This window comes from Streptomyces sp. NA04227 (assembly GCF_013364195.1).
Lineage (GTDB): Bacteria > Actinomycetota > Actinomycetes > Streptomycetales > Streptomycetaceae > Streptomyces.
Map to the genome: position 1 here is coordinate 3,424,455 of NZ_CP054918.1, position 22,063 is coordinate 3,446,517.

Here is a 22,063-nt window from a genome sequence, read left to right on the forward strand (position 1 = left end):
CGGACTTCGTTTCGGGCTCGGCGATATCCGTGCCGTGGTCCGCAGTCCCGGTCCCGGTTCCAGCCCCGGCTCCGGCCCCGGTTCCGGCTCCGGTTCCGGCTCCGGTCGCCATCCCCGTACTGGTCCCGGTCTCGGACTCCGCGCTTGTTCTGAGTCGGCTGCGGCGGCGGTGACGCATTCTCATGGCGGCTCCTCGCGATGTTCTTTCCGTGCCCCCGCGACCGGCTCCTCCGGTGGCTGCTCCTTCACCCCGCCCTACCGACAACCAGTCATAAATATTTCTAATACGCCGATTGAGTAACCGGCACTCCCACTGCCCGCGCTTTCCCTCTCCCGAGTGAGCAAATGCCGCCGGAGAAACTTCCGGGCCGAGGACAGCCGGGCACACGAGCCGATGGCGATTTGGAGGAACTCCGACGTGTCGCAGTTCGACACCCGCGTACCCGTGGTCCTCGTCCGGACCGACCCCAATCCCTTTCACCACGGGACGCTGGGGGCGGTGCGCTCACTGGGCCGGGCCGGAATCGACGTGCGTGTGGTGGCGCGGACCGAGGGAAGTCCGGTGCGGCATTCGCGGTATGTGCGCGGCGCGCGGACGCCGGTGCCGTCGCCGGACGGCGGGGACGGGGACAGGGACGAGGCGATCTTCGCGGCGCTCGGCCGGGTGGCGGCCGGGCTCGCGCATCCGGCGGTGCTCGTAGCGCTGGACGACGCCTCGGCGATCGCCGTCGCCCGCGCGTACGACCGGCTCGCGGACCGGTTCCTGCTGCCCGCCCAGCCCACGGCACTGCCGGAGCAGGTCGCCGACAAGCAGCGCCTGGCCGCGCTGTGCGTCCGGCTCGGGGTCGCCCACCCCGAGACCGTCGCCCCCGGCGACGAGCGGGAGGCCGCAACCGCCGCCCGCCGCCTGGGACTTCCGGTGGTGGCGAAGTGGAGCCGCCCCTGGCTGCTGCCGCCCGGCACGGGACTGCGCAGTACGTGCCTGCTGCGTACGTCCGCCGAGGCGGCGGCACTGTTCCGACGCTCGGGCCAGGCAGGGAGCGAATTGCTTCTGCAAGAGTTCCTGCCCGGCGGGCACGGCCTCGACTGGTTCTTCCACGGCTACGCGTCCCGCCGCGGCACCCTGCACGGCGGCGGCACCGGCCGCAAGGAACAGTCCTGGCCACGCGCCGCCGGGCTCACCGCCCTCGGCCGCTGGATCCCGCAGCCCGCCGTGGAGGAGACCGCCGCGGCACTGGTGGAGGCGCTCGGCTACCGCGGCATCCTCGATCTCGACTTCCGCCTGGACCCGGCCTCCGGGCGCTACCACCTGCTCGACTTCAACCCGCGCCCGGGCGCGCAGTTCCGATTGTTCGCGGACGGAAACGACATGGACGTGGTCCGCGCCCAGCACCTCGACCTCACGCACCGCCCGCTGCCCGTGCCCCGGCCCCGGCCCGGCCGGGTCTTCGTCGCCGAGCAGTACGCCCCGCTGCACGCCCTGCTCCCGGCCCCCGCCCGCCGCCGCGAGCGCGCCTGGCTGGCGGCCGACGACCCGGCACCGGCCCTCGCCACGGCCCTCCTCTTCGGCCGTCACGCCCTACGCCACCTGGCCACCCAGGCCCGCCGGACCCTCCTGCCCCTACGCACCGGCGGCACCACCGCCCTCGACGGCACCGGCAAGGCCCTGCTCCCGGCCCAGAGCCGCGGCACGCGCGACAGCGCACAGGACCACGCGACGTCGCACGGTTCGGCGTCGGACGGTTCGGCCTCGTGCGGTTCGACGCCGGACGGTTCGACGGCGTGCGGTTCGACGCCGGACCGCACGAGGCCGGACCAGGCGACGTCCGACGGCACGACGTCGAACCCCACCGTCCCGGCAGTGAAGTACGAAGTGAAGTACGAGAAGAAGGCGAGCAGTTGCTGATGCACGACCTGTTGGTGGTGGGCGCGGGCCCGTACGGGCTCTCCGTGGCCGCCCATGCCGCCGCGGCGGGCCTGGACCTGCGGGTCTTCGGCCGTCCGATGGCCTCGTGGCGGGATCACATGCCCGCCGGAATGTTCCTCAAGTCGGAGCCGTGGGCCTCCCACCTCTCCGACCCGGTCGGCCGTTACGGCCTGGACGCCTTCCTCGCCGAACGCGGCACGGGTCCGGGGCAGCAGGGCACCGTCGACGCCCAACAGCCGCTGCCGGTACGGGACTTCGCCTCGTACGGCATCTGGTTCGCGGAACGGGCGGTGCCCCCTGTGGACGAGCGCCGTGTCGAGTCCGTCGCACCGTGTCCCGACGGCGGGTTCGAGGCGGTGATCAGGGGCGGCGAGCGGGTGCACGCGCGTACGGTCGTCCTCGCTGTCGGCACCGCCCCGTTCGTCGAGATCCCGCCCGCGCTGCGGCTGCTCGGCGACGACGGCAGCCGGGTCTCGCACAGCAGCCACCACAGCGATCTCGGCCGCTTCCGGCACCAGGACGTGACGGTCGTCGGCGCGGGCCAGTCCGCCCTGGAAACGGCGGCGCTGCTGGCCGAACAGGGCACCCGCGTACGCCTGCTCGCACGCACCGCGCACCTCGACTGGAACGCGCTGCCGCCCGCGCCCGACCGCCCCTGGTGGCGCCGGGCCCGCGCCCCGCTCAGCGGTCTCGGCACCGGCTGGCGGACTTGGGCGTACGCCGAACTCCCGGCCCTCTTCCGGCGGTTGCCCGAGGACAGCCGTATCCGGATCGGCAGGGAGGCACTGGGTCCCGCGGGCGCGTGGTGGCTGCGCGAGCGGGTGGAGACAGCGGTCGAGGTCCGGCCGGGGCAGGAGATCGTACGTGTCCGCCACGAGCCGGGCGGCGCGGTGGGTCTGGACATCTGCGGACCGGCGGGCAGGCTCACCGCCCTGCGCACCGACCACGTCATCGCCGCCACCGGCTACGAGGTCACCGCGTCCCGCCTGTCCCCGCTGGACCCAGCCGCCCGCTCGTCCCTGACCTGCTTCTGCGACGGCTCCCCCGCCGTCGGCCCCGACTTCGAGTCCTCGCTGCCCGGCCTCTTCCTCGCGGGCCTCGTCACCACCTCGGCCTTCGGCCCGGCGATGCGCTTCGTCCACGGCACCTCGTACACGGCCCGCCGCCTGCTCCAGGGCGTACAGCGCAGACTCCACCACCAGGACGCGGCCCCGGAGTTCGCGCCGGGTCCGATGACTACGGCTGCGCCCACGGCCACGTCCACGTCCACGTCCACGTCCACAGCGGTCGTACGGAGGTCCGCTTCGGGAGGGCCCGTTCACGTACGGGAGGCGAGTGGGTGAGGGTGAAGGTGAGGGTGCATCGGAGCGTGGCCATGTCCCCCGCCCTACAAGGGAGTTGAAGCCACGCACGACAAAGCCGGGGGACGCCGTGATGGCGTCCCCCGGCCCATGTGCCGGAACCTTTGTTCTCGTCCCGCTCTGCGTTCCGGAATCTTGGTTCTCGGTGGTTCGCTTTGGTTCTCTTGGTTCTCTTGGTTCTCTTGGTTCTCTGTTGGCTGTGCCTGGATCCTTGATCCTGCGTGGTGGTCCTCGTACCTACGCGGCGGGCCGGGAGGCGGCCGAACCGCGGCGGTAGAGGATCCCGCCGCCGATGAGCAGCGCGGCACCCGCCGCTGCCGCGGTGGTGGTGAGCGCGCTGTCACCACCCGTCTGGGCAAGGACCGGAGGGGCCTTGGGCTCGGGAGCCGGCGGCGGCGCCTCGTGGTGAACGGGAGGAGCCGGCTTGGGCTTCGGCTTCTCGGGAGCCGGCTTCGAGTCGTTCACGCAAGTGTTGCCGACTGCCGGGTTGGCGATGCCGACGACGTCAACGGTGTTGCCGCAGACGTTCACCGGCACCTCGACCGGAACCTGGATGGTGTTGCCCGAAAGAACCCCGGGGGAGTCCTTGGCCACACCGTCCGCGCCCGAATCTGCGAACGCAGCGGCGGCGGGCAGAGACAGCACACCCGTCGCGGCCGCGAGAAGTCCTACACGGAAAGCCTGTCGCACTCTGGTTGTCTTCCTGCTTGAAAGATGGAGAAGCCGGCCTGGAACCACAAGTGGGGGGACCTGCACAGTGACCGGTGCCGACACGGAGCCCGATCGACGGGAGCCGACGCGAGCTCGTTCATGGGAGGGTCCGCATCCGGCCTTGATCATGAATCCCAGGCCGAGGGTGACTCGGCCCAACGGCCGACCGTGAATCAGCGATTCACTTGTTCAGGCACGTGTTGCCGACAGCGGGGTTGAGCAGGCCCACGATGTTGATCGTGTTGCCGCAGACGTTCACCGGCACGTGCACGGGAACCTGGACGACGTTGCCCGAGACCACGCCCGGGGAGTTCTTGGCCTCGCCGCTGGCACCGGAGCTGGCCATCGCGGGAGCGGCAACGCCCAGCGCCACGACCACACCGGCGACGATCGTCGAGCTCTTCTTGAGCATCACGGTATTTCCCTTCTTCCTCTCACGGGCATGTCTGGTGACGGCGTTACCGGGCGAGCGCAGCATGAACGGCTCGCACCATGACCCGCGTATCTGGGAAACGACAGTCAGGATGAGAGGAAACCGTGGAGATGTTTTTCCATTCCCGCATTCACTCGTTTGCCGTCGAACCGAGGACTCAGGTCGACGCCGGATTACGAAACGGACACGGAACGCGTGCTCAAGTGCGAGGCGGGAGCGACCACTTCCGAACCACTCCTTCAACCGGCCCCGAACTCCCGCAACCTTGGGCCGTCTTACCGCCGACCTACCCAACTCCCCACCCGTTGAACTTTCCTGACCGCCGAACCACCCGATCCACCGACCCGTCGAACTCCCGGGCCTACCGAACTATTTAGCTACGGGACTATTGATCGACCGGAGTTTCGGGGTGGGGGCGGCGGTGTGCGGTACGGCGGATTCGGGACTTCGCTTGAATTGCTAACTGTCCTTATTTTTAGGGGAGTTGAGGGCTGGTCAGCCAACCGTGACCGACTGGGCGACCGGGCGGGCGGGGTGGCGCACCGATCGGGCACGCGCGGTGGCGCGGGCACTGGTGACGCTGCGGCTGTCGGATCGTCACCTTGTCGGCTCGCCCACCATCGGTTGGTTGGTCGGCTGGCCGGTGGGCCGGTTGGTCGGCTGTCCGGTTGACCCGTTGGTCGGCTGGCTGGTTGACCGGCTGGTCGGCTACTGGTTGGTCGACTGGCCGGTTCGCCGCCTGTCAGCCCTTCGGCCAGAAGTCGCGGGAGGCGATCGCGTTCCATTCGGGGTCCGGCCTGCCCGGCACGGTTCTCCCCTGCCGGTACCAGGACTCCAGCAAGGAGGAGTAGATCGGCTCGGGAGCCTGTCGCTCGGGGGGTCTTCGGCTCTCCGGGATGTAGCGCTGCTGTTTCCAGCCGCCCGTGTATTCGGTCATACGTCCTCGTCAGGTGGGGCCGACGACTTACGGCCGTGACACCGCGCCGCCGACGGCCGCCCGGTTCCCGGCGGACCGCAGCCGACGCGCGCCCAGCCGCAACAGGTCCAACGGTTCGTTCCGCCGCTGGACATGCGAAACCGTTCGAACGAGCTACCGGCCCCGGCTGACGCCCTGCTGGCGCGCCCCGCCCGACCGCATTCAGCCCAAGCCGACTTCGGCCGGGGCCGATATGGGCCCGAGCCGTCTCAAGCCCGGGCCGGACGTGGTCAAGCCGACGGACGCGGTCAAGCCGACGGACGGGGCCCGGGGTGAGGGGCAAGGGTGCGGGCGGCCGGCGGGGCGGGCAGAGGTCGGGCGCCAGGTGGTGAAGCCCGGCCCGCGAGGCCGAGGGAGCCTGCGACCAGGCAACGAAGAAAGTTATCCACAGGCTGGGGACCCTCTCGGCACGATCCCCCGCTCCCCATGCACTATGGGGCCATGACTCAGAGCAACGGATCCAGGCACCCCGGCCCCACGGCCGCCGACCCGGCGGAAGCGGAGACCATGCCCGACTGGGAGAAGCGCTTCCGCGCGCCCCGCGTCTCACTGCCCGAATGGGCCGAGGACGCACCCCAGCGTGCCCTCTTCGTCTCCAACGCCACCGGCACCTACGAGCTCTACGCCTGGGACCGTGTCACCGGCAGCCAGCGCCAGGTCACCGACCGGCCCAACGGCACCGGTGACGGCGTGCTCACACCCGACGGCGAGTACGTCTGGTGGTTCGACGACACCGACGGCGACGAGTTCGGCATCTGGCGCCGCCAGCCCTTCAACGGCCCCGCCCCGGAGCGGCAGGACCCGACGGCCGGCGCGGCGAAGCACACGGACGAGGAGGCGGTGCCTGGCCTCGCCCCCTCCTATCCGGCGGGGCTCGCACTCGGGCGGGACGGGCGGACGGCGGTGGTGGGCCGGTCCACCGACGAGGACGGCTCCACCATCCATGTGGTGCGTGCCGGTGGGGCACCGGAAGAGGTCTACCGGCACCGTGAGTCCGCCGGTGTGGGCGACCTGTCGTACGACTGCTCGCTGATCGCCGTCGAGCACACCGAGCACGGCGATGCCATGCACTCCGCACTGCGGGTCATACGGCTCGACGGTTCCCCGGTGGCGGAACTCGACGACACCCGGGGCGGCACCGAGGAACTCGGCCTCACGGTTCTCGGCTTCGCGCCGGTCGCCGGAGACACTCGGCTGCTCATCGGTCACCAGCGACGAGGCCGCTGGGAACCCCTGATCTGGGACGTGGCGACGGGCTCGCAGACGGAGTTGCTGCTCGACCTGCCGGGCGACGTCTCGGCGGAGTGGTACCCGGACGGTTCCGCGCTCCTGGTCGCGCACAGCTTCGAGGCGCGCAGCGAACTGTGGCGGTACGACATCGCGGCGGGTTCCCTGACCCGGGTCGAGACCCCGGCGGGCTCGGTTTCCGGGGCCACGGCCCGTCCCGATCACAGCATCGAGTACCTGTGGTCCTCGGCGGCCGAGCCGCCCGTGGTGCGGTCGACCGACGGCGGTGTCGTGCTCGACCCGCCCGGCATGAAGCCCCCGGCCTCCGTTCCCGTCGAGGACGTGTGGGTGGAGGGCCCGGGCGGCCGTATCCACGCGCTGGTGCAGAAGCCCGCCGGGGCCGACGGCCCGCTACCCACCGTCTTCGACATCCACGGCGGCCCGACCTGGCACGACAGCGACGCCTTCACCGCAGGTCCCGCCGCCTGGATCGACCACGGCTACGCCGTCGTACGCGTCAACTACCGCGGCTCCACCGGCTACGGCCGCGAGTGGACGGACGCGCTCAAGCACCGGGTCGGCCTGATCGAGCTGGAGGACATCGCGGCGGTACGGGAGTGGGCGGTCACCTCCGGCCTGGCGGACCCCGAGCGCCTGATCCTCACCGGTGGTTCCTGGGGCGGCTACCTCACCCTGCTCGGCCTCGGCACCCAGCCCGACGCTTGGACGCTCGGTATCGCCGCGGTTCCGGTCGCCGACTACGTGACCGCGTACCACGACGAGATGGAGGCGCTGAAGGCCATGGACCGGACGCTGCTCGGCGGCACCCCGGAGGAAGTCCCGGACCGGTTCCACGCCTCGTCCCCGCTGACCTACGTGGACGCCGTCAAGGCCCCGGTGTACATCTCGGCGGGCGTCAACGACCCACGCTGCCCGATCCGCCAGATCGACAACTACGTCGACCGTCTCGCCGCCCGCAGCGCCGTCCACGAGGTCTACCGGTACGACGCGGGCCACGGCTCCCTGGTCGTGGACGAACGCATCAAGCAGGTCCGCCTCGAGCTGGACTTTGCTGAGCGGCACTTGGGGAGGTGAGGGAGAGGGTGAGGGTGAGCTGACGGGGGGAGTGCGGGGAGGGGCCAGCGGACGCTCCCCCAGCGGGTGAGAGATTCGGGCCGAGGCTGGTCAGGCGTCGCGCGGGATGAGCGGTAGTCCGGGTTCAGCGCGGCGGCAGGCGGCAGGCGGCAGGCGGCAGGCGGCAGGCGGCAGGCGGCAGGCGGCAGGCGGCAGGCGGCAGGCGGCAGGCGGCAGGCGGCAGGCGGCAGGCGGCAGGCGGCAGGCGGCAGGCGGCCAAGCATGCCGGGGGCGGGCGCGTCGTGTGGTGGGGCGCACCGGGGTGGCTGTGTTGTGCCGTGGGGCGGGGTGGGGGTGGGAGGGGTGGGGCGGGGGGGAGCCCCCCGAGGAAGGTTGGTGGGCGCGCCCCGTACCGTGGTGCTGTGTACCGGTTCCTGCTGACTCCCCGCTGGTGGGGAATCAACGTCTTCCTCGTGCTGTCGATCCCGTTCTGCGTGTTCATGGGGTCGTGGCAGCTCGGCCGTTTCGAGGACCGTGTCGACGATCACCGGTCGGCCACCGAACAGTCGGAGGCCAACGCCAAGGAGGCGGCGCGTCCGCTCGACTCTCTGCTGCCGGTGGACAAGGAGACGTCGGGAAGGCTTGCGCGCGCCGAGGGGCGGTACGGGAAGCAACTGCTCGTACCGGATCGCAAGCTCGACGGCCGGACCGGCTTCTACGTACTGACGATGCTGCGTACCGATGGCGGCAAGGCACTGCCGGTGGTGCGCGGCTGGCTGCCCGGTGACGCCGATGGGGCGAAGGCACCCGCGGCTCCCCGTGGGCGGGTCGAGGTCACTGGCGCGTTGCAGGCGTCCGAGCACGCGAGTTCGGACGGGGTGACCAAGGCGGGTGGCCTGCCGTCCGGGCAGCTCGGCATGATCAGCGCGGCGTCGCTGGTGAACCTGGTGCCCTACGACGTGCACGACGCCTGGGTCACGCTCGAGCGGGCGGACTCGGGGATGCGGCCGGTACCGGCGGCCGAGCCGGAGGGTACGGGGCTCGATCTGAAGGCGTTCCAGAACCTCGGGTACACCGGCGAGTGGTTCATCTTCGCGGGGTTCGTCGTCTTCATGTGGTTCCGGCTGTTCCGGCGCGAGACCGAGTTCGCGCGTGACGCGGAGCTGGGCCTGCTTCCCGAAGGCGCCTCCGAAACGGAGACGGAGAACGGCGCGGCCGACGCGAAGAGCCCCAAGGGCGAAGCGGGGACCGAAGCCGAAGGCGCAGCCGAGAGGATCACGGACCCGGCAGAAAGCGTCACGGCCCCGGCCGAGCACGCGCCGCGCGGTTAGCCGCTCGGACAACCGGCTAACCGCTCGTCGGACAACCGACTAGCCGCTCGGACAACCGACTCCCCGGCAACCAGCCTCTCGGGCACCCCACTTCCCCACGCTGCCGGCCACTCGGACAGCTGGCGCCCCCGCGCAACGAACCGCTTCACCGGGTCACAACACACAACTCACGACACACAACACACGACTCGCCACTCGCCACTCGCCACTCGCCACTCGCCACGATCCGGGACCGGGCCCCCGCGGGCCCCCACCCCCGATCAAGACCCCGCCAGAATCCCCGTCCGATAGACGGTGCCCGCGCACGCGTTCTCGATGGTGGTGCCGGTGGACGGTGCTCCCGGGTCGGCGACGTGGGAGACGGTGACGCTGCCGGAGGCGGCGGGGTCGCCGTCTTCGGTGACGAGTTGCGGGCTGACACCGGTCTGGTCCGTGGTGGCCGGGGTCTCGGTCGGCGTCGGTTCGGCCGACGGCTCGCCGCCGCCCGGTGTGGTGCAGCCCTCGGAGGGCACCCAGGCGAACTTGACCTCGTACGCCATGCCCGGCTGGAGGACGAGCTGTGCGACTTCGAGGGAGGGGTCCGGGAGGCCGGTGGCGGCGTCGCCGGCGGTGTGGTCGACGACGCCGATCCTGGCCGGGTCGGCCGCGCCCTGTGCGGCGGCGGTGACGCCGCCGACTCCGTCGACGGTGCAGTTGCCGCCGGAGACGTTGACGACGCGGAAGGTGCCGTAGACCGCGCCGGAGGCGTCGGGGGCGCCGAGTGCCGTGGTGGCGTTGCCGAGTTCGGCGATGCCACAGCTGGGCGCGCTGGCCGCCATGGTGCCGTCGGGCTCGGGCGACGAGCTCTCCTCACCTGGGCCCTCGGTGTCGCCCTCCTCCTTCTTGCCGTCGTCCTTGCCGCCCGGCGGCTTGCTCTCGGAGGGGGTCGGGGTCGGGTCGGTACCGCCGCCGTCCGGGTTCTGGCCCTGGCTGGTGCCGCCGTGGGCGTCCTCGCCGTGGCCCGCGATGGAGGTGTGCTCGTTGGAGCTGCCGGGCGCCCGCGATACGTGGACGAGTGCGGGGACGGCGGTGCCGATCAGTACGGCTGCCGCGACCGCGCCCACGAGCGCCTGCCGACGGCGGGCCGCACGTGCGGGTACGGCGCGGCGCAGGTGCTGGAGCGCACCCTCACGGGGCTCGATGTCCCCCACCGCGGACTGCAGCAGCTGCCGCAGCGCCTCTTCGTCCCCGCCCGAACCGCCAAGTCCGAGAGGGCCGTCCGCGCCTCCGAACCCGCCGAACCCGCCGAATCCGTCCAGGCCACCGGCTGCGCCAAGACCATCGGACCCGGACTCCCCGGAACCCGAGTCCTCACCACGGCGCTCACGCTCACGCTCGCGCTCCGGCTCGTGCCCCACCCCGTCGCGACCGCCTTCGTCCTTGCTCATACCGTCTTCGCGACTCATACCGTCTGCGCGGCCTTTGCTGTCTCCGCGACTCGTACTCGTACCGTCTTCACGACTCGTACCGTCACCGCGACTCATCCCGACATCACGACGGGCACCGCTGTCTTCACGATCGTGTTCCCGACCGTCTTCACGACTCATACCGACCTCACGGCCGTCCCTGTCCGAGGCCGTCGAGGCCGTCCCCTCCGCGCGCCCATCCGGCCGTTCGGCTGCGCCATCGGTGCCGGGCCGGGGGTCGGGGCGCTCCCCGGGGTCCTGTTCACGTTTCCTGCGAGTCATGCTGGTGCCTCCATCGCGACGCGGAGTGCCGCGATGCCACGCGAACCATAGGCCTTCACGGAGCCGAGCGAAATGCCCAAGGTCTCGGCGACCTGGGCTTCTGTCATGTCGGCGAAGTAGCGCAGTACGAGGACTTCGCGCTGGCGGCGCTGGAGTCCGCGCATGGCTTTGATGAGGGCGTCGCGTTCGAGTTGGTCGTACGCGCCCTCTTCCGCGCTGGCCATGTCGGGCATCGGCTTGGAGAGGAGCTTCAGGCCGAGGATGCGGCGGCGCAGGGCGGACCGGGAGAGGTTGACCACGGTCTGGCGCAGGTAGGCCAGGGTCTTCTCGGGCTCGCGGACCCGTTTGCGGGCGGAGTGGACGCGGATGAACGCCTCTTGGACGACGTCCTCGCAGGAGGCGGTGTCGTCGAGGAGGAGTGCGGCCAGTCCGAGCAGGGACCGGTAGTGGGCGCGGTAGGTCTCGGTGAGGTGGTCGACCGTGGTGCCGGTGGCCGCGCCCTCGGCGGCGCCTTCGCGCTGGCCCGGTACGTGGGCGGGTCGTGTCGTCTGAGGCATGGGTGCGATCACCGGCATGCCGCCGGCCACGCGGGGCCGACGGGGTCGGAGGGCCGCGCTGCTCGCCGCTGTGAAATCAAGTACCTCTGCCACGACTGTTTGACTCGCGCACCGCCCCAACGGTTGTACGGGTTGTCTGCGTCGCCGGTCACATTCGCGCGCATCGCCTCGTGTGCGGTGGGTGCCGTGTGCCGCCGCGGTGCGTGGACTGCTGTCATCGGTACCAGCTCTTCCCCTGTGCCCCGTCGTCCGCCGATGTGTTGTGCGCCCCTGGTGCCAGTGGGGGGTGACCGCAAAGACGCTCCCCGTGGTGCGTGCGGTTGCACGTGCGGGGAGCGAATTCTCGGGCGCCTCGGACCGATGACGTACGGCACGACGCGGGTACGCGGGTGAGCGGCGCCACTGAGCGCGGCTCACGTTTCGCACACAGATCCTACAAACAATTCCGGTCGCCGCCAGAGGCATTCCGGCGCCATCGTCCGGCCACGGGCGTTCCGACGGCGCGGGGCACGCATTCGCCGTACGACCGCTGCCGCACCCGGCTTCCCGCACTCGGCTTCCCGCACTCGGCTTCCCGCACCCGGTACCCAGCGCCCGCCGCCTCACCTCCCGATGAGGTCTTCCGCCACCAGTTCCGCGATCTGGGCGGCGTTGAGTGCGGCGCCCTTGCGGAGGTTGTCGCCGCAGACGAAGAGTTCGAGGGCGGTGGGGTCGTCGAGGGAGCGGCGTACGCGGCCGACCCAGGTGGGGTCGGTGCCCACGACGTCGGCGGGGGTGGGGAATTCGCCCGCCTCGGGGTTGTCGAAGAGGACGACTCCGGGGGCGGTGGCGAGGATTTCGCGGGCGCGGTCGACGGTGACGGTGTTCTCGAACCGGGCGTGGACGGTGAGCGAGTGGGTGGTGAGGACGGGGACCCGTACGCAGGTGGCGGTGACGGGAAGGGTGGGCAGGGAGAGGACTTTGCGGGACTCCTCGCGGATCCGCATCTCCTGCGAGGTCCAGCCGTCCTCGCTGAGGGTGCCCGCCCAGGGCACGACGTTGAGGGCGACGGGTTCGGGGAAGGGGCCGGTGTGTTCGCCGACGGCGCGGCGTACGTCGCCGGGGGTGGTGCCCAGTTCGCTGCCCGCGACGAGTTCGAGCTGGGCGCGCAGGGTGTCGATGCCGGAGCGTCCGGCGTCGGAGACGGCCTGGTAGGTGGAGACGAGCAGTTCGCGCAGCCCGAATTCGGCGTGCAGGGCGCCGACGGCGACGATCATCGACAGGGTGGTGCAGTCGGGGCCCGCGAGGATGCCACGCGGGCGTACGCGCGCGGCGTGCGGGTTGATCTCGGGTACCACGAGCGGTACTTCGGGGTCGGCGCGGAAGGCGCCGGAGTTGTCCACGACGACGGCGCCCTTGCCGGCGGCGAGGGGTGCCCAGTGGGCGGCGACCTCGTCGGGTACGTCGAAGACGGCGATGTCGACGTCGTCGAAGACGTCTTCGGTGAGGGCGAGGACTTCGCTCTGCTCGCCGCGTACGGTCAGTTTGCGGCCTGCCGTACGCGGCGAGGAGACGAGTCGGATCTCGCCCCAGATGTCCGCGTGCTGGGACAGGATCTGGAGCAGCACGGTGCCGACGGCCCCGGTCGCTCCCACCACCGCGAGCGTGGGACGGTCCGTCATCAGCGCAGTGCCTCCGCCGTGGGGTGGGTGGCCGTGGGCCCGAGGGGGCCGGGCCGGATCAGGGACTCAGCCTGGCACAGGGGCGCGGCGGGCGCACCCGTCGTTCCGCGCGCCCTGTGCCATGGGCTTTGCGCCCCGTGCCGTACGGCTCAGCGCCCGGTGCCGCCGTAGACCACGGCCTCGTCGCTGTCGGAGTCGAGGCCGAAGGCGGTGTGGACCGCGCGTACGGCTTCGTTGACGTCCTCGGCGCGGGTGACGACCGAGATGCGGATCTCCGAGGTGGAGATCAGCTCGATGTTCACGCCGGCGTCGCTGAGCGCCTCGAAGAAGGTGGCCGTGACCCCGGGGTTGGTCTTCATTCCGGCGCCGACCAGGGAGATCTTGGCGATCTGGTCGTCGTAGCGCAGGGACTCGTAGCCGATGGCGCCACGGGCCTTCTCCAGGGCGTCGACGGCCTTGCGGCCCTCGGTCTTGGGGAGCGTGAAGGAGATGTCGGTCAGCCCGGTGGTGGCGGCGGACACGTTCTGGACGACCATGTCGATGTTGACCTGGGCGTTGGCGATGGCGCGGAAGATCGCGGCGGCCTCGCCGGGCTTGTCCGGGACGCCGACGACCGTGATCTTCGCCTCGGAGGTGTCGTGGGCGACACCGGAGATGATGGCCTGCTCCACCTTCGCGTCCTTTGTGTTGTGGCGTGGTTCGTTGCTGACCCAGGTGCCCTGGAGTCCCGAGAACGAGGACCGCACGTGGATCGGGATGTTGTAGCGGCGCGCGTATTCCACGCAGCGGTGCAGGAGCACCTTGGAGCCGGAGCTGGCAAGCTCCAGCATGTCCTCGAACGAGATCCAGTCAATCTTGCGCGCCTTCTTCACGACGCGCGGGTCGGCGGTGAACACACCGTCGACGTCGGTGTAGATCTCGCAGACATCGGCGTGCAGGGCCGCGGCAAGGGCGACGGCCGTGGTGTCCGAGCCGCCGCGTCCCAGGGTGGTGATGTCCTTCTTGTCCTGGGAGACGCCCTGAAATCCGGCGACGATGGCGATGTTTCCCTCGTCGACGGAGGTCTTGATCCGGCCCGGCGTGACGTCGATGATCCGGGCTTTGTTGTGGACCGAGTCGGTGATGACGCCTGCCTGGCTGCCGGTGAACGACTGGGCTTCGTGGCCCAGGTTTTTGATCGCCATCGCCAGCAGGGCCATGGAGATCCGCTCTCCGGCGGTCAGCAGCATGTCGAACTCCCGTCCGGCAGGCATCGGCGACACCTGTCCGGCGAGATCGATCAGCTCGTCCGTCGTGTCGCCCATCGCCGAAACCACGACGACCACCTGGTGGCCGCTCTGCTTGGCTTCGACGATCCGCTTGGCGACCCGCTTGATGCCCTCGGCATCGGCTACGGAGGAGCCTCCGTACTTCTGCACGACAAGGCTCACGTGCGCTCCTCGCTCAATCCATTGTGCGGTCGGCTCAGTTTATCGAGCGGCCGGAATCCGCCACCGTGATCTCATATCGCGAGATGTCCCGCTCACGAGTTGATCACTGCGGTGGTACGCACTTCCCACAGCCTGTACCGTCCGGCCGCTCAGCTCCCATCTGCCCCCAACCGGAACGAACACTCCGGAAAGTGGGGCGGCTCACAGCCAAAGCGGGCGCAGGGACGGGGCAGGGGGCGCATCACGGGGGCGCGGGACGGGCCGGGCGCGGGGCGCCGCAAGGGCATACGTACGCCGTGAGGCCACGCGCGGCGACGCGAGGCGACGCGGGACGGCACGCACGCACGGCCCCAACCCGCGCGCCGCGACACGCTGGGGCCGGGGCCGTATGTCAGCCAATCGGTCGGCCGGTCGTCCGGCCGGTCACTCCGGCGGCCGGTCGGTCATTCCGGCGACCGGCACGCGCTCAGCGGCGGACGGCGTGCAGGCACCAGACGGCGCCGGTGATCCGGCCACGCTCGTCGAACTCGGTGTGGTCGAGGTCGACGGCGATGCCCAGTTCCACGAACACGGCCGGATCGATCCGCTCGACGGCTTCCTTTGTCAGTGCCACGGTGTAGCGGCCGGGGCGGATGTCCTGGATGTCCCAGTGGGTGCCCAGGTGGGTGCGCAGGTTCTCCTGGCTGGTCCGCAGGCCGGGGAGCATGAAGCCCTTGGCGGTGTCCGCGTGACAGAACAGGTGCAGTTCGGCGCCCGGCTTCGTCACCCGGTGCAGGGTCGCGGCGTAGGCCTGCTTCTGCTCGTCGGTCAGGCAGTGGAAGAGCGCGCTGTCGAGGACGGTGGTGAAGCGTCCGTCGGCGACGTCCGTGAGGGTGGTCGCGTCCTGTACGGCGAACTCGGCCCCGACGCCGCGCTCGGCGGCCAGCTGCCGGGCCCGGTCGATGGCCGTGGCGGCGAAGTCGATGCCGGTGACGCGGTATCCCTCCTTGGCGAGGAACAGCGAGTTCTCGCCCGTTCCGCACCCGGCGTCGAGCACCTCGTCGCGCACCCGCCCCGCACGCGCGAGCTCGACCGCGAACGGCTGCGGCTCACCGAGGTCCCAGGAGGCGGCGCCGAGAGTGCCGCTCGCCCCCTTGATCTGCGGCTTGCCCTGGTAAGCGGCCTCGTAGTCGACGTCCTCTAAGGCGAAAGTCGGATTCTCCGGCACGTCGTTTTCCTCCCCGCGTGGGAATGGCGAACTGATCAACAACCGCAGCGTACGGGGCAGTTGGGTCCGGAGGGACGTACCCCCCAATACACCACAAGCGGAAACAGGCCACAGGACCCGGGAAAGATCGCTTACGCGCCACCGGGCACCCCACGACCCCCTGCCACGTGCGACAACACTCGGCCGGGATGCCCCTTACCCGCGGCGGGCGGGCTGTGGGACCCTCCGGCCCTGTGCGGCACGCGGCGGCGAGCACCCACCACGGCGGCAAGGGGGACGGCGACATGCCCGAGGAACAGTCACCAGCGCCCTGGACACCACCGACACCACCCGCACCATCGAGGCCACCCACGCCGCCGACACCACCAGCCGCACAAGCACCTCCGGCCCCGCAGCCTTCAGCCGACCAACCCCGCCGCGCCCGCACAGAAGTACTCGTGGGCGTCGTGGTCGGTGCGGTGGGGCTGGCCATCGGGGTGCCGTTCGGACTCCTCAGCGCGGTGCTTCAGGACAAGATCACGGCGAAGGACCCGGCGGAGCCGGTGGTCACCGCGCGCTACGACGGTCGCGACGCCGGGGACCGGTCCGTGCTGTTCCGCGGCGCTCGTGAACTGCCGGACGGAGTGGGCGAGAAGACCGGCTGCGGGGGTCGCGCGGTGGCGCGCGGGGCCGTGGACTTCCAGGCGACCCCGGTTCGTGTCGAGGTCACCGGCGTGGAGGGCCGCACAGTCGTGATCAAGGACATCCGCGCCAAGGTCCTCCGCTCGGCGACACCACACGCCGGGGTCGTGCTCACCTGCCCGACCCAGGGCTCCGGCAATGCCACGGCAGCGGCGATGGAACTGGACGAAGCGGAGTCCCCCGCACTGGAGGTCGCCTGGGACGACGTGCAGCCCTTCATCTCCACGAAGCGGTACTTCGACGGGAAGTTCCACTACGTGGAGAGCCAGAAGCCCGAGGTCTTCGATGTGACCTCGTACACCCGTACACAGGACTACGACTGGGTCCTCGAAGTCGTCGGCAGCGTCGACGGCAGGGACCGCGTCTGGACACTGGACAACGACGGTCGCCCGTTCCACACGGCAGGCGCGCTCCCCGCCCCGCCGCGCCCGCCGGGCGACGGCGACAGCCCGGTCCGCAACGACACCGGCCGGGATTGGGGCGTGGACGAGGACGGAGTGCGGTACCGGTTCTTCCAGGTGGCCACGGACTACTTCACCGAGCTCCGGGACATGCCCAACTGGTACCGGCCCTCCACTCCTCCGGACAGATGCAGCCCGCCCGACTGCCCGGTCGAGAAGGACGACGGCTGACCACCCGCCCGGAACCCGCGAACACGCCGCCCCAAGGTCGGGCCAACTCGCCGCCCCAGTGGCCTACTTCACCGGCCGCAGCCCCAACGGCCCCGCGATCTCCTCCGCCATGACCTGCCCGGCCTCCTCCGCGAGGGTGTCCTCACCGAGGTCCTGGTCGGTGTCCAGGCCGTCCAGCTCGTCCAGGGGCTGGCCGAGGCGGATGTGGGTGAGCAGGGACTGCAGGGCGCGCAGTACCGCGGAGACGGTGGAGCCCCAGTTGGAGAAGTAGGAGAACTGCCACCACCACAGGGCCTCGGTGGTGCGGCCCGCGTGGTAGTGGACCAGGCCGTGGCGCAGGTCGGCGACCGCGTCGGCGAGGTCGTCGGAGATCCGGGCGGCGACGCGGGCCTTGCGGGGCTCGTACGGGTCGAAGACCTCGGAGTAGACGTCGACCTGTTCGAGGAGCCTGGCCAGGCCCTCGCGCAGGGTCTCCACGTCCGGGTCGGGTCCCGGGTCGGTCTCGAAGCGCTCGTCGGGAACGATGTCCTGGTGGAAGCCGAGACGGCCGCCCGCGAACATCAGCTGCGAGACCTCGAGCAGCAGGAAGGGCAGCGCCGAGCCGGGGTCGTCGCCCTTGGCGATCTCGGTGACCGCGACCACGAAGCTCTCGATCTGGTCGGAGATCTGTACCGCGAAGTCGTCGGGGTCCTGGTCGGCGGCGTGCAGCATGCCGTGGTTCGCTCCGGTTTGCGTCTCAGACATCGAGCAACCTTCTCCCCTCGAAGGCACGTCCCAGCGTGACCTCGTCTGCGTACTCCAGATCGCCTCCCACCGGGAGGCCGCTGGCCAGGCGGGTGACCTTGAGGCCCATCGGTTTGATCATGCGGGCGAGGTAGGTGGCGGTCGCCTCGCCCTCCAGATTGGGATCGGTGGCGAGGATGAGTTCGGTGACGGTGCCGTCGGCGAGCCGGGCGAGCAGCTCACGGATCCTGAGGTCGTCGGGACCGACGCCCTCGATGGGGCTGATGGCACCGCCCAGTACGTGGTAGCGGCCCCGGAACTCGCGGGTCCGCTCGATGGCGACCACGTCCTTGGGCTCCTCCACCACACAGATGACGGCGGGATCGCGCCGGGCGTCACGGCAGATGCCGCAGTGCTCCTCCTGCGCGACGTTGCCGCACACCGCGCAGAAGCGGACCTTGGCCTTGACCTCCATCAGCGCGTTCGCGAGGCGCCGCACATCGGTGGGCTCGGCCTGAAGGATGTGAAAGGCGATCCGCTGCGCGCTCTTGGGACCCACGCCGGGCAGCCTGCCCAGTTCGTCGATCAGGTCCTGGACCACGCCTTCGTACAACGGACTGCCTTTCTGTTGTCTCCTGCTGCGTACGGTAGTTGGCCGCCGGGGCGGTGAGAAGGGCGGACGCCCGTGCCCACCGAGCCCGGCCCGCGGACGGCTCCCCGGTACTCCCCGGTACTAGAACGGCAGGCCGGGGATGCCGCCGCCCATGCCCTGGGCGAGCGGGCCGAGCTTCTCCTGCTGGAGCTGCTGGGCGTTGGCGTTGGCCGCCTGCACGGCCGCGACGACCAGGTCGGCGAGGGTCTCGGTGTCCTCGGGGTCGACCGCCTTCGGGTCGATCGCCAGGGCACGCAGTTCGCCGGAGCCGGTCACGGTCGCCTCGACCAGGCCGCCGCCCGCCTGACCCTTGACCTCGGTGTCCGCGAGTTCCTCCTGCGCGCGGGCGAGATCCTGCTGCATCCGCTGGGCCTGCTGGAGCAACTGCTGCATGTCGGGCTGTCCACCACCGGGGAACACGGGCGTCACTTCCTGGTTGTCTGGGCACCGGCTCCCGGCCGGTGCGGCGAGTCTGACCGGACGGCCACCCACCGCGGTGACCGCGCTCTCCGCGCGCGCGGATACGGCAGGCGGGGAATGTCCGCTTGGCACGAGCCTACGTGCTCCCCGGGCCGATCGCCCCGGCACTCTTTCGAGTGAGCCGTACCGGGCTCCTATACCTGATCAGAGCCCCCGGGCGGGCGGAAAACCCCCGAAGGGCGGCACACGGCCACCCATTGGGCGGTAGTAAGGGGGCTGCGCGCGAGCCGCCAGGTCACGGCGTCGCACAGGTGTACCCCTGGATACCCGTGTGCCCGCACCTCCTGTCTCGCTCCGCCATGCCACCGTGCCGCCGCGCAACGTCATCTCGAGGACCACAGCATCTCGAAGATCACAGCATCTCGAAGACCACAGCGAAGTCCGCTCGGTGATCACAGCGATCACAGCGAAGTCCGCGAGCAAGTCCGCCAGGAAACGCGCATACGTCCGCCAGGGGAAGCGCAGAGGGAGTGCCGGGTGAGCCAGCCGGAGAAACAGCCCGAGGGGCCGCCCCAGCGGGAGCGGGACGAGGGCGGGGGCGGGGGCCCGGCCGGAACGTACGAACCGAGGAACGAAGCGACGAACGATCTACGGGGACGGCGCTTCCCGCACGGCGACTGGGAGGAACCGGCGGCCCGGCTCGACGAGCTGTACCGCTGGGTCGAGCAGGGCGCCCTGCAGACCGCCGACTGGTATCTCACCGACCGGATCTGGAAGCGGCGCGGCGCCCGGCTGCTGCGCGGGGGCGCCGCGCTGGCCGCCGTGACCGCGGCGGCGCTGCCCCTGCTCGCGGTCACCGACACCGCGAGCGGGGCGGCGCCCTGGGCGTTCGTGGCGCTGCTGATCGCGGTGGCCTGTGTGGTCTGCGACCGCTACTTCGGTCTCAGCTCCGGCTGGATAAGGGACGTGGCCACCGCCCAGGCGGTCCAACGGCGGCTCCAGGCACTCCAGTTCGACTGGGCCTCGGAGTGCGTACGCGAGGTCCTCGGTCCCGCCGAGGGCACCGCCAGCGAGGCGACCGAGCGCTGTCTGACCGTGCTGCGCCGTTTCTCGGAGGACATCACCGAACTCGTACGGGCCGAAACGGCGGGCTGGATGGTCGAGTTCCGCTCCGGGCCCGCACCGCTGTCGCTCCAGGCCTCGCTGCCGGGCACCCCGCGCGGTGAGGGCGCCGCCCCGGCGGGCAGGTTCCCCCTCCCGCCCGGCGCCCGCCCCAACATGCCCCGGCAACGACCGCCCGAACCGCTGTAGTGAACGGGAGCCGGAACGATCAACCGAACCGGAACGATCAACTGAAGATGATCATCGACCCCTGGGCCAGGCTGCGGGTCGCCGCCGCGTGCAGACCGAGCCACACATGCCGTTCACGGGCGAACGGCCCCTCCTCGGTGGGCAGTACGGGCGCGCGTTCCTCCAGCTCGGTCGGCGCACTCGGCGGGGCGGGGGTGGCGGGCGGATTGGCCGGGTCGATACCGATCGACGCGGCCACGTATTCGAGTTCGCGCAACAGCGCGTGCGAGGAGCCGAGCGGGCCGCTGCCCGCCAGGAGTTCGTCGTTGGACAGCGGGACGGCGAAGTCGAGCGGTACGTAGGACCCGGCGTGGTCGTAGTGCCAGACCAGGTGCGACTGCTGCGCGGTGGCCTCGAACATCTCCAGCAACTGCTCGTAGTCACCGCCGAGTTCGTCGACCGGTGTCACCTCGAGCCCGCACATCTGGAGGAGGTAGGCGCGGCGCAGGAAGTGCAGCGCGTCGTAGTCGAATCCGGCGACCGGCGCGACGTCACCGGAGAGGCCGGGCATGTACGTGTAGACGGGCACGGGCGGCAGTCCGGCCTCACCCAGCGACCTGTCGTAGAGGGCCAGTTCATCGGCGAAGGGGTTTTCGGGGCTGTGGCACAGCACGTCCACGAGCGGGACCAGCCACAGGTCACAGGCCAAAATCGAACTCCTCGCTTCACGCGGGCAGTGGTCCAGGCAGCGTAATGCGCGAACGGTGACTCGGCGCCCCCGCTGCACGCACTCGCGTTCTGCTTCCGTACCCGCAGTCTTCTCCACGAGAAGCCGGGGTATGCCGCGACAACCCCGGACGTCCGTGCGGTGTCCGCCGGGGGTGAGGTGTCCCGGTCGCGGACCTACGTCTCCCGCGCACTCTCCCGGCTCGCGAGATCCTCGACCAGAGCCAGCGCGTGGGAGTTGTACTCGGTGATGATCGCGTGGGCGGCATGGGCGTCGTGGCGGGCGAGGGCATCGGCGAGTTCGGTGTGGCCGGACCACAGACGGCCCCGCAGATCGCCCGCGCGCCGCAGCAGCGGCATCACACACACCCAGGACTGCAGACGCAGCCGCCCCAGGAAGTCGGCAAGGTACGGATTGCCGTACAGAGAGCTGACCTCGCGCCAGAACCGCAGGTCGTAGCCGATCAGTACGTTGAGGTCACCGGCCGCCGCCGCCCGCTGCGCCTCCTCCCCCCGCCTGCGCACCGCCGCCAGCAACTCCACCCGGATCACACCGCCGGGCTCCTGTCCCGGGCCCGGCCGCGCCGGTCGGGCGGAGGGGTCCGGGGCGGGTTCATCGGATCCCGGAGCGCGTCCGCCGCCTTCCGGAGCACGTCCATCGGCGTCCGGAGCGGGTTCATCGGCGTCCCGGGCGGGTTCATCGGTTGAGGTCGAGTGCGGGGTCGAACCCGGGGACGCGGGCGAAACCGGGGCCGAGGCCGGGGTTGCGCCCGAGGCCGGGACTGCGCCCGAGGCCTGGGTCGCACCCGGGGTTGAGCCCGCGGCGCCGCGGGCCGCGACGCCCGCGAAGATGGCGTCGGCGATCAGGCTGCGCGCCTCGATCATGCCCCGGTAGTCGGCGAGCGAGAACTCGTGCACGCAGAAGCCGCGGTGCTGTACGGAGTCGAGCAGCCCCTGGGCGGCCAGGTCGACCAGTGCCTCGCGGACCGGTGTCGCGGAAACGCCGTACTGGTCGGCGATCTCCTTGACGGTGAACTCCTGCCCCGGTTCCAGCCGCCCCGAGAGCACCTCGTCGCGCAGGGCGTCGGCGATCTGCTGGCGCAGAGTACTGCGGGTGACGGCACTGGAGCCGGGCATCGCGGGCGTCCTCCCGGTCGACTCGCTGCGTGCGGATGGTGGGCGGGGTGGAGCGGGGCAGGCGGGCACGGGATCGGCGGCCTGCCGCCGCGCGCGGGGTGTCCGCCGCTCGGCCACACGTCCCTTGCGTCCGTGGGTCCGCGTGTGCGTGTTCGTGTGTCCGAGTGTCGGGTCCGCGCG

The 22,063-nt window shown here is 71.0% G+C and carries 19 protein-coding genes and 1 pseudogene; 6 read left to right on the plus strand and 14 right to left on the minus strand.

The genetic code is table 11. The annotated features are described in order from the left end of the window. Nucleotides 1–418: 418 nt before the first annotated feature. Entirely contained in the window at nt 419–1,906 is a 1,488-nt protein-coding gene (locus HUT18_RS14600) for an ATP-grasp domain-containing protein (RefSeq protein WP_176101092.1), read from the plus strand. Next, the gene (locus HUT18_RS14605) at nt 1,906–3,270 is read left to right on the plus strand and encodes an NAD(P)-binding domain-containing protein (protein WP_176104536.1); all 1,365 of its coding nucleotides are present in this window, start codon (nt 1,906–1,908) and stop codon (nt 3,268–3,270) included. Before HUT18_RS14600 ends, HUT18_RS14605 begins: the two co-directional genes overlap by 1 nt. A gap of 255 nt (nt 3,271–3,525) precedes the next feature. Here HUT18_RS14605 and HUT18_RS14610 read toward each other — a convergent pair whose 3' ends face one another. The 4 genes and pseudogenes from HUT18_RS14610 to HUT18_RS14625 form a co-directional block, all read right to left on the minus strand. Beyond that, a complete protein-coding gene (locus HUT18_RS14610; protein WP_254878604.1) occupies nt 3,526–3,978 on the minus strand; it encodes a chaplin in 453 nt (150 codons plus the stop codon). A 202-nt stretch (nt 3,979–4,180) separates the two neighbouring features. Next, a complete protein-coding gene (locus HUT18_RS14615; protein ID WP_176101094.1) occupies nt 4,181–4,411 on the minus strand; it encodes a chaplin in 231 nt (76 codons plus the stop codon). A 618-nt stretch (nt 4,412–5,029) separates the two neighbouring features. Then, nucleotides 5,030–5,128: pseudogene (locus tag HUT18_RS34325) on the minus strand (PT domain-containing protein); the annotation flags it as partial. Between the two features lie 46 nt (nt 5,129–5,174). After that, nucleotides 5,175–5,369 (minus strand): hypothetical protein, encoded by a 195-nt coding sequence (locus HUT18_RS14625; protein ID WP_176101095.1) that lies wholly within the window; start codon nt 5,367–5,369, stop codon nt 5,175–5,177. Nucleotides 5,370–5,915: 546 nt separating this feature from the next. On the opposite strand from HUT18_RS14625, the gene HUT18_RS14630 reads away from it, so the two are divergent. Further along, nucleotides 5,916–7,730 carry a prolyl oligopeptidase family serine peptidase gene (locus tag HUT18_RS14630; protein WP_254879014.1) on the plus strand — a complete coding sequence of 605 codons (1,815 nt, stop codon included), beginning with the start codon at nt 5,916–5,918 and terminating at the stop codon, nt 7,728–7,730. Nucleotides 7,731–8,131: 401 nt separating this feature from the next. Then, a complete protein-coding gene (locus HUT18_RS14635; protein ID WP_176101097.1) occupies nt 8,132–9,040 on the plus strand; it encodes an SURF1 family protein in 909 nt (302 codons plus the stop codon). A 260-nt stretch (nt 9,041–9,300) separates the two neighbouring features. Here HUT18_RS14635 and HUT18_RS14640 read toward each other — a convergent pair whose 3' ends face one another. The 5 genes from HUT18_RS14640 to HUT18_RS14660 form a co-directional block, all read right to left on the minus strand. Further along, entirely contained in the window at nt 9,301–10,467 is a 1,167-nt protein-coding gene (locus HUT18_RS14640) for a hypothetical protein (RefSeq protein WP_254878605.1), read from the minus strand. A gap of 296 nt (nt 10,468–10,763) precedes the next feature. After that, complete coding sequence (locus tag HUT18_RS14645; RefSeq protein WP_176101098.1) at nt 10,764–11,417, minus strand: SigE family RNA polymerase sigma factor; 654 nt, start codon at nt 11,415–11,417, stop codon at nt 10,764–10,766. A 509-nt stretch (nt 11,418–11,926) separates the two neighbouring features. After that, nucleotides 11,927–12,985: an aspartate-semialdehyde dehydrogenase gene (locus HUT18_RS14650; protein WP_176101099.1), complete on the minus strand. Its 1,059-nt coding sequence runs from the start codon at nt 12,983–12,985 to the stop codon at nt 11,927–11,929. Between the two features lie 149 nt (nt 12,986–13,134). Continuing rightward, on the minus strand, nt 13,135–14,415 hold the full coding sequence (locus tag HUT18_RS14655; RefSeq protein ID WP_176101100.1) for an aspartate kinase: 1,281 nt from the start codon (nt 14,413–14,415) through the stop codon (nt 13,135–13,137). Between the two features lie 466 nt (nt 14,416–14,881). After that, nucleotides 14,882–15,622, minus strand: a complete 741-nt coding sequence (locus HUT18_RS14660; RefSeq protein ID WP_217710490.1) for a class I SAM-dependent methyltransferase — start codon at nt 15,620–15,622, stop codon at nt 14,882–14,884. Between the two features lie 437 nt (nt 15,623–16,059). Between HUT18_RS14660 and HUT18_RS14665 the strand changes: the two genes are divergently transcribed. Next, nucleotides 16,060–16,935 (plus strand): hypothetical protein, encoded by an 876-nt coding sequence (locus HUT18_RS14665; RefSeq protein WP_176101102.1) that lies wholly within the window; start codon nt 16,060–16,062, stop codon nt 16,933–16,935. A 63-nt stretch (nt 16,936–16,998) separates the two neighbouring features. Here the strand turns inward: HUT18_RS14665 and HUT18_RS14670 are convergent, their stop codons facing one another. From HUT18_RS14670 to HUT18_RS14680, 3 genes are all read right to left on the minus strand, one after another. After that, nucleotides 16,999–17,679, minus strand: a complete 681-nt coding sequence (locus tag HUT18_RS14670; protein ID WP_254878606.1) for a DUF5063 domain-containing protein — start codon at nt 17,677–17,679, stop codon at nt 16,999–17,001. Then, the gene (gene recR, locus HUT18_RS14675; RefSeq protein ID WP_176101103.1) at nt 17,672–18,271 is read right to left on the minus strand and encodes a recombination mediator RecR; all 600 of its coding nucleotides are present in this window, start codon (nt 18,269–18,271) and stop codon (nt 17,672–17,674) included. The genes HUT18_RS14670 and recR overlap by 8 nt, the downstream gene beginning before the upstream one ends. Before the next feature lie 120 nt (nt 18,272–18,391). Continuing rightward, nucleotides 18,392–18,730, minus strand: coding sequence for a YbaB/EbfC family nucleoid-associated protein (locus HUT18_RS14680; RefSeq protein ID WP_176104539.1), 339 nt, complete (start codon nt 18,728–18,730; stop codon nt 18,392–18,394). A 537-nt stretch (nt 18,731–19,267) separates the two neighbouring features. On the opposite strand from HUT18_RS14680, the gene HUT18_RS14685 reads away from it, so the two are divergent. Beyond that, nucleotides 19,268–20,041, plus strand: a complete 774-nt coding sequence (locus HUT18_RS14685) for an SLATT domain-containing protein (protein WP_176101104.1) — start codon at nt 19,268–19,270, stop codon at nt 20,039–20,041. Nucleotides 20,042–20,078: 37 nt separating this feature from the next. Here the strand turns inward: HUT18_RS14685 and HUT18_RS14690 are convergent, their stop codons facing one another. Both HUT18_RS14690 and HUT18_RS14695 read right to left on the minus strand, forming a co-directional pair. Continuing rightward, entirely contained in the window at nt 20,079–20,729 is a 651-nt protein-coding gene (locus tag HUT18_RS14690; protein ID WP_176101105.1) for a hypothetical protein, read from the minus strand. 194 nt (nt 20,730–20,923) lie between these two features. After that, nucleotides 20,924–21,883, minus strand: coding sequence for a GntR family transcriptional regulator (locus HUT18_RS14695; RefSeq protein ID WP_176101106.1), 960 nt, complete (start codon nt 21,881–21,883; stop codon nt 20,924–20,926). Nucleotides 21,884–22,063 lie beyond the last annotated feature (180 nt).

What these genes read in the sequence shown, in the direction of transcription:
- HUT18_RS14605 (WP_176104536.1), top strand. Translation starts at nt 1,906, where the DNA reads ATGCACGACCTGTTGGTGGTGGGCGCGGGCCCGTACGGGCTCTCCGTG.
- HUT18_RS14615 (WP_176101094.1), bottom strand. Translation starts at nt 4,411, where the DNA reads ATGCTCAAGAAGAGCTCGACGATCGTCGCCGGTGTGGTCGTGGCGCTG.
- HUT18_RS14625 (WP_176101095.1), bottom strand. Translation starts at nt 5,369, where the DNA reads ATGACCGAATACACGGGCGGCTGGAAACAGCAGCGCTACATCCCGGAG.
- HUT18_RS14630 (WP_254879014.1), top strand. Translation starts at nt 5,916, where the DNA reads ATGCCCGACTGGGAGAAGCGCTTCCGCGCGCCCCGCGTCTCACTGCCC.
- HUT18_RS14640 (WP_254878605.1), bottom strand. Translation starts at nt 10,467, where the DNA reads ATGAGCAAGGACGAAGGCGGTCGCGACGGGGTGGGGCACGAGCCGGAG.
- HUT18_RS14650 (WP_176101099.1), bottom strand. Translation starts at nt 12,985, where the DNA reads ATGACGGACCGTCCCACGCTCGCGGTGGTGGGAGCGACCGGGGCCGTC.
- HUT18_RS14670 (WP_254878606.1), bottom strand. Translation starts at nt 17,679, where the DNA reads ATGTCTGAGACGCAAACCGGAGCGAACCACGGCATGCTGCACGCCGCC.
- HUT18_RS14695 (WP_176101106.1), bottom strand. Translation starts at nt 21,883, where the DNA reads ATGCCCGGCTCCAGTGCCGTCACCCGCAGTACTCTGCGCCAGCAGATC.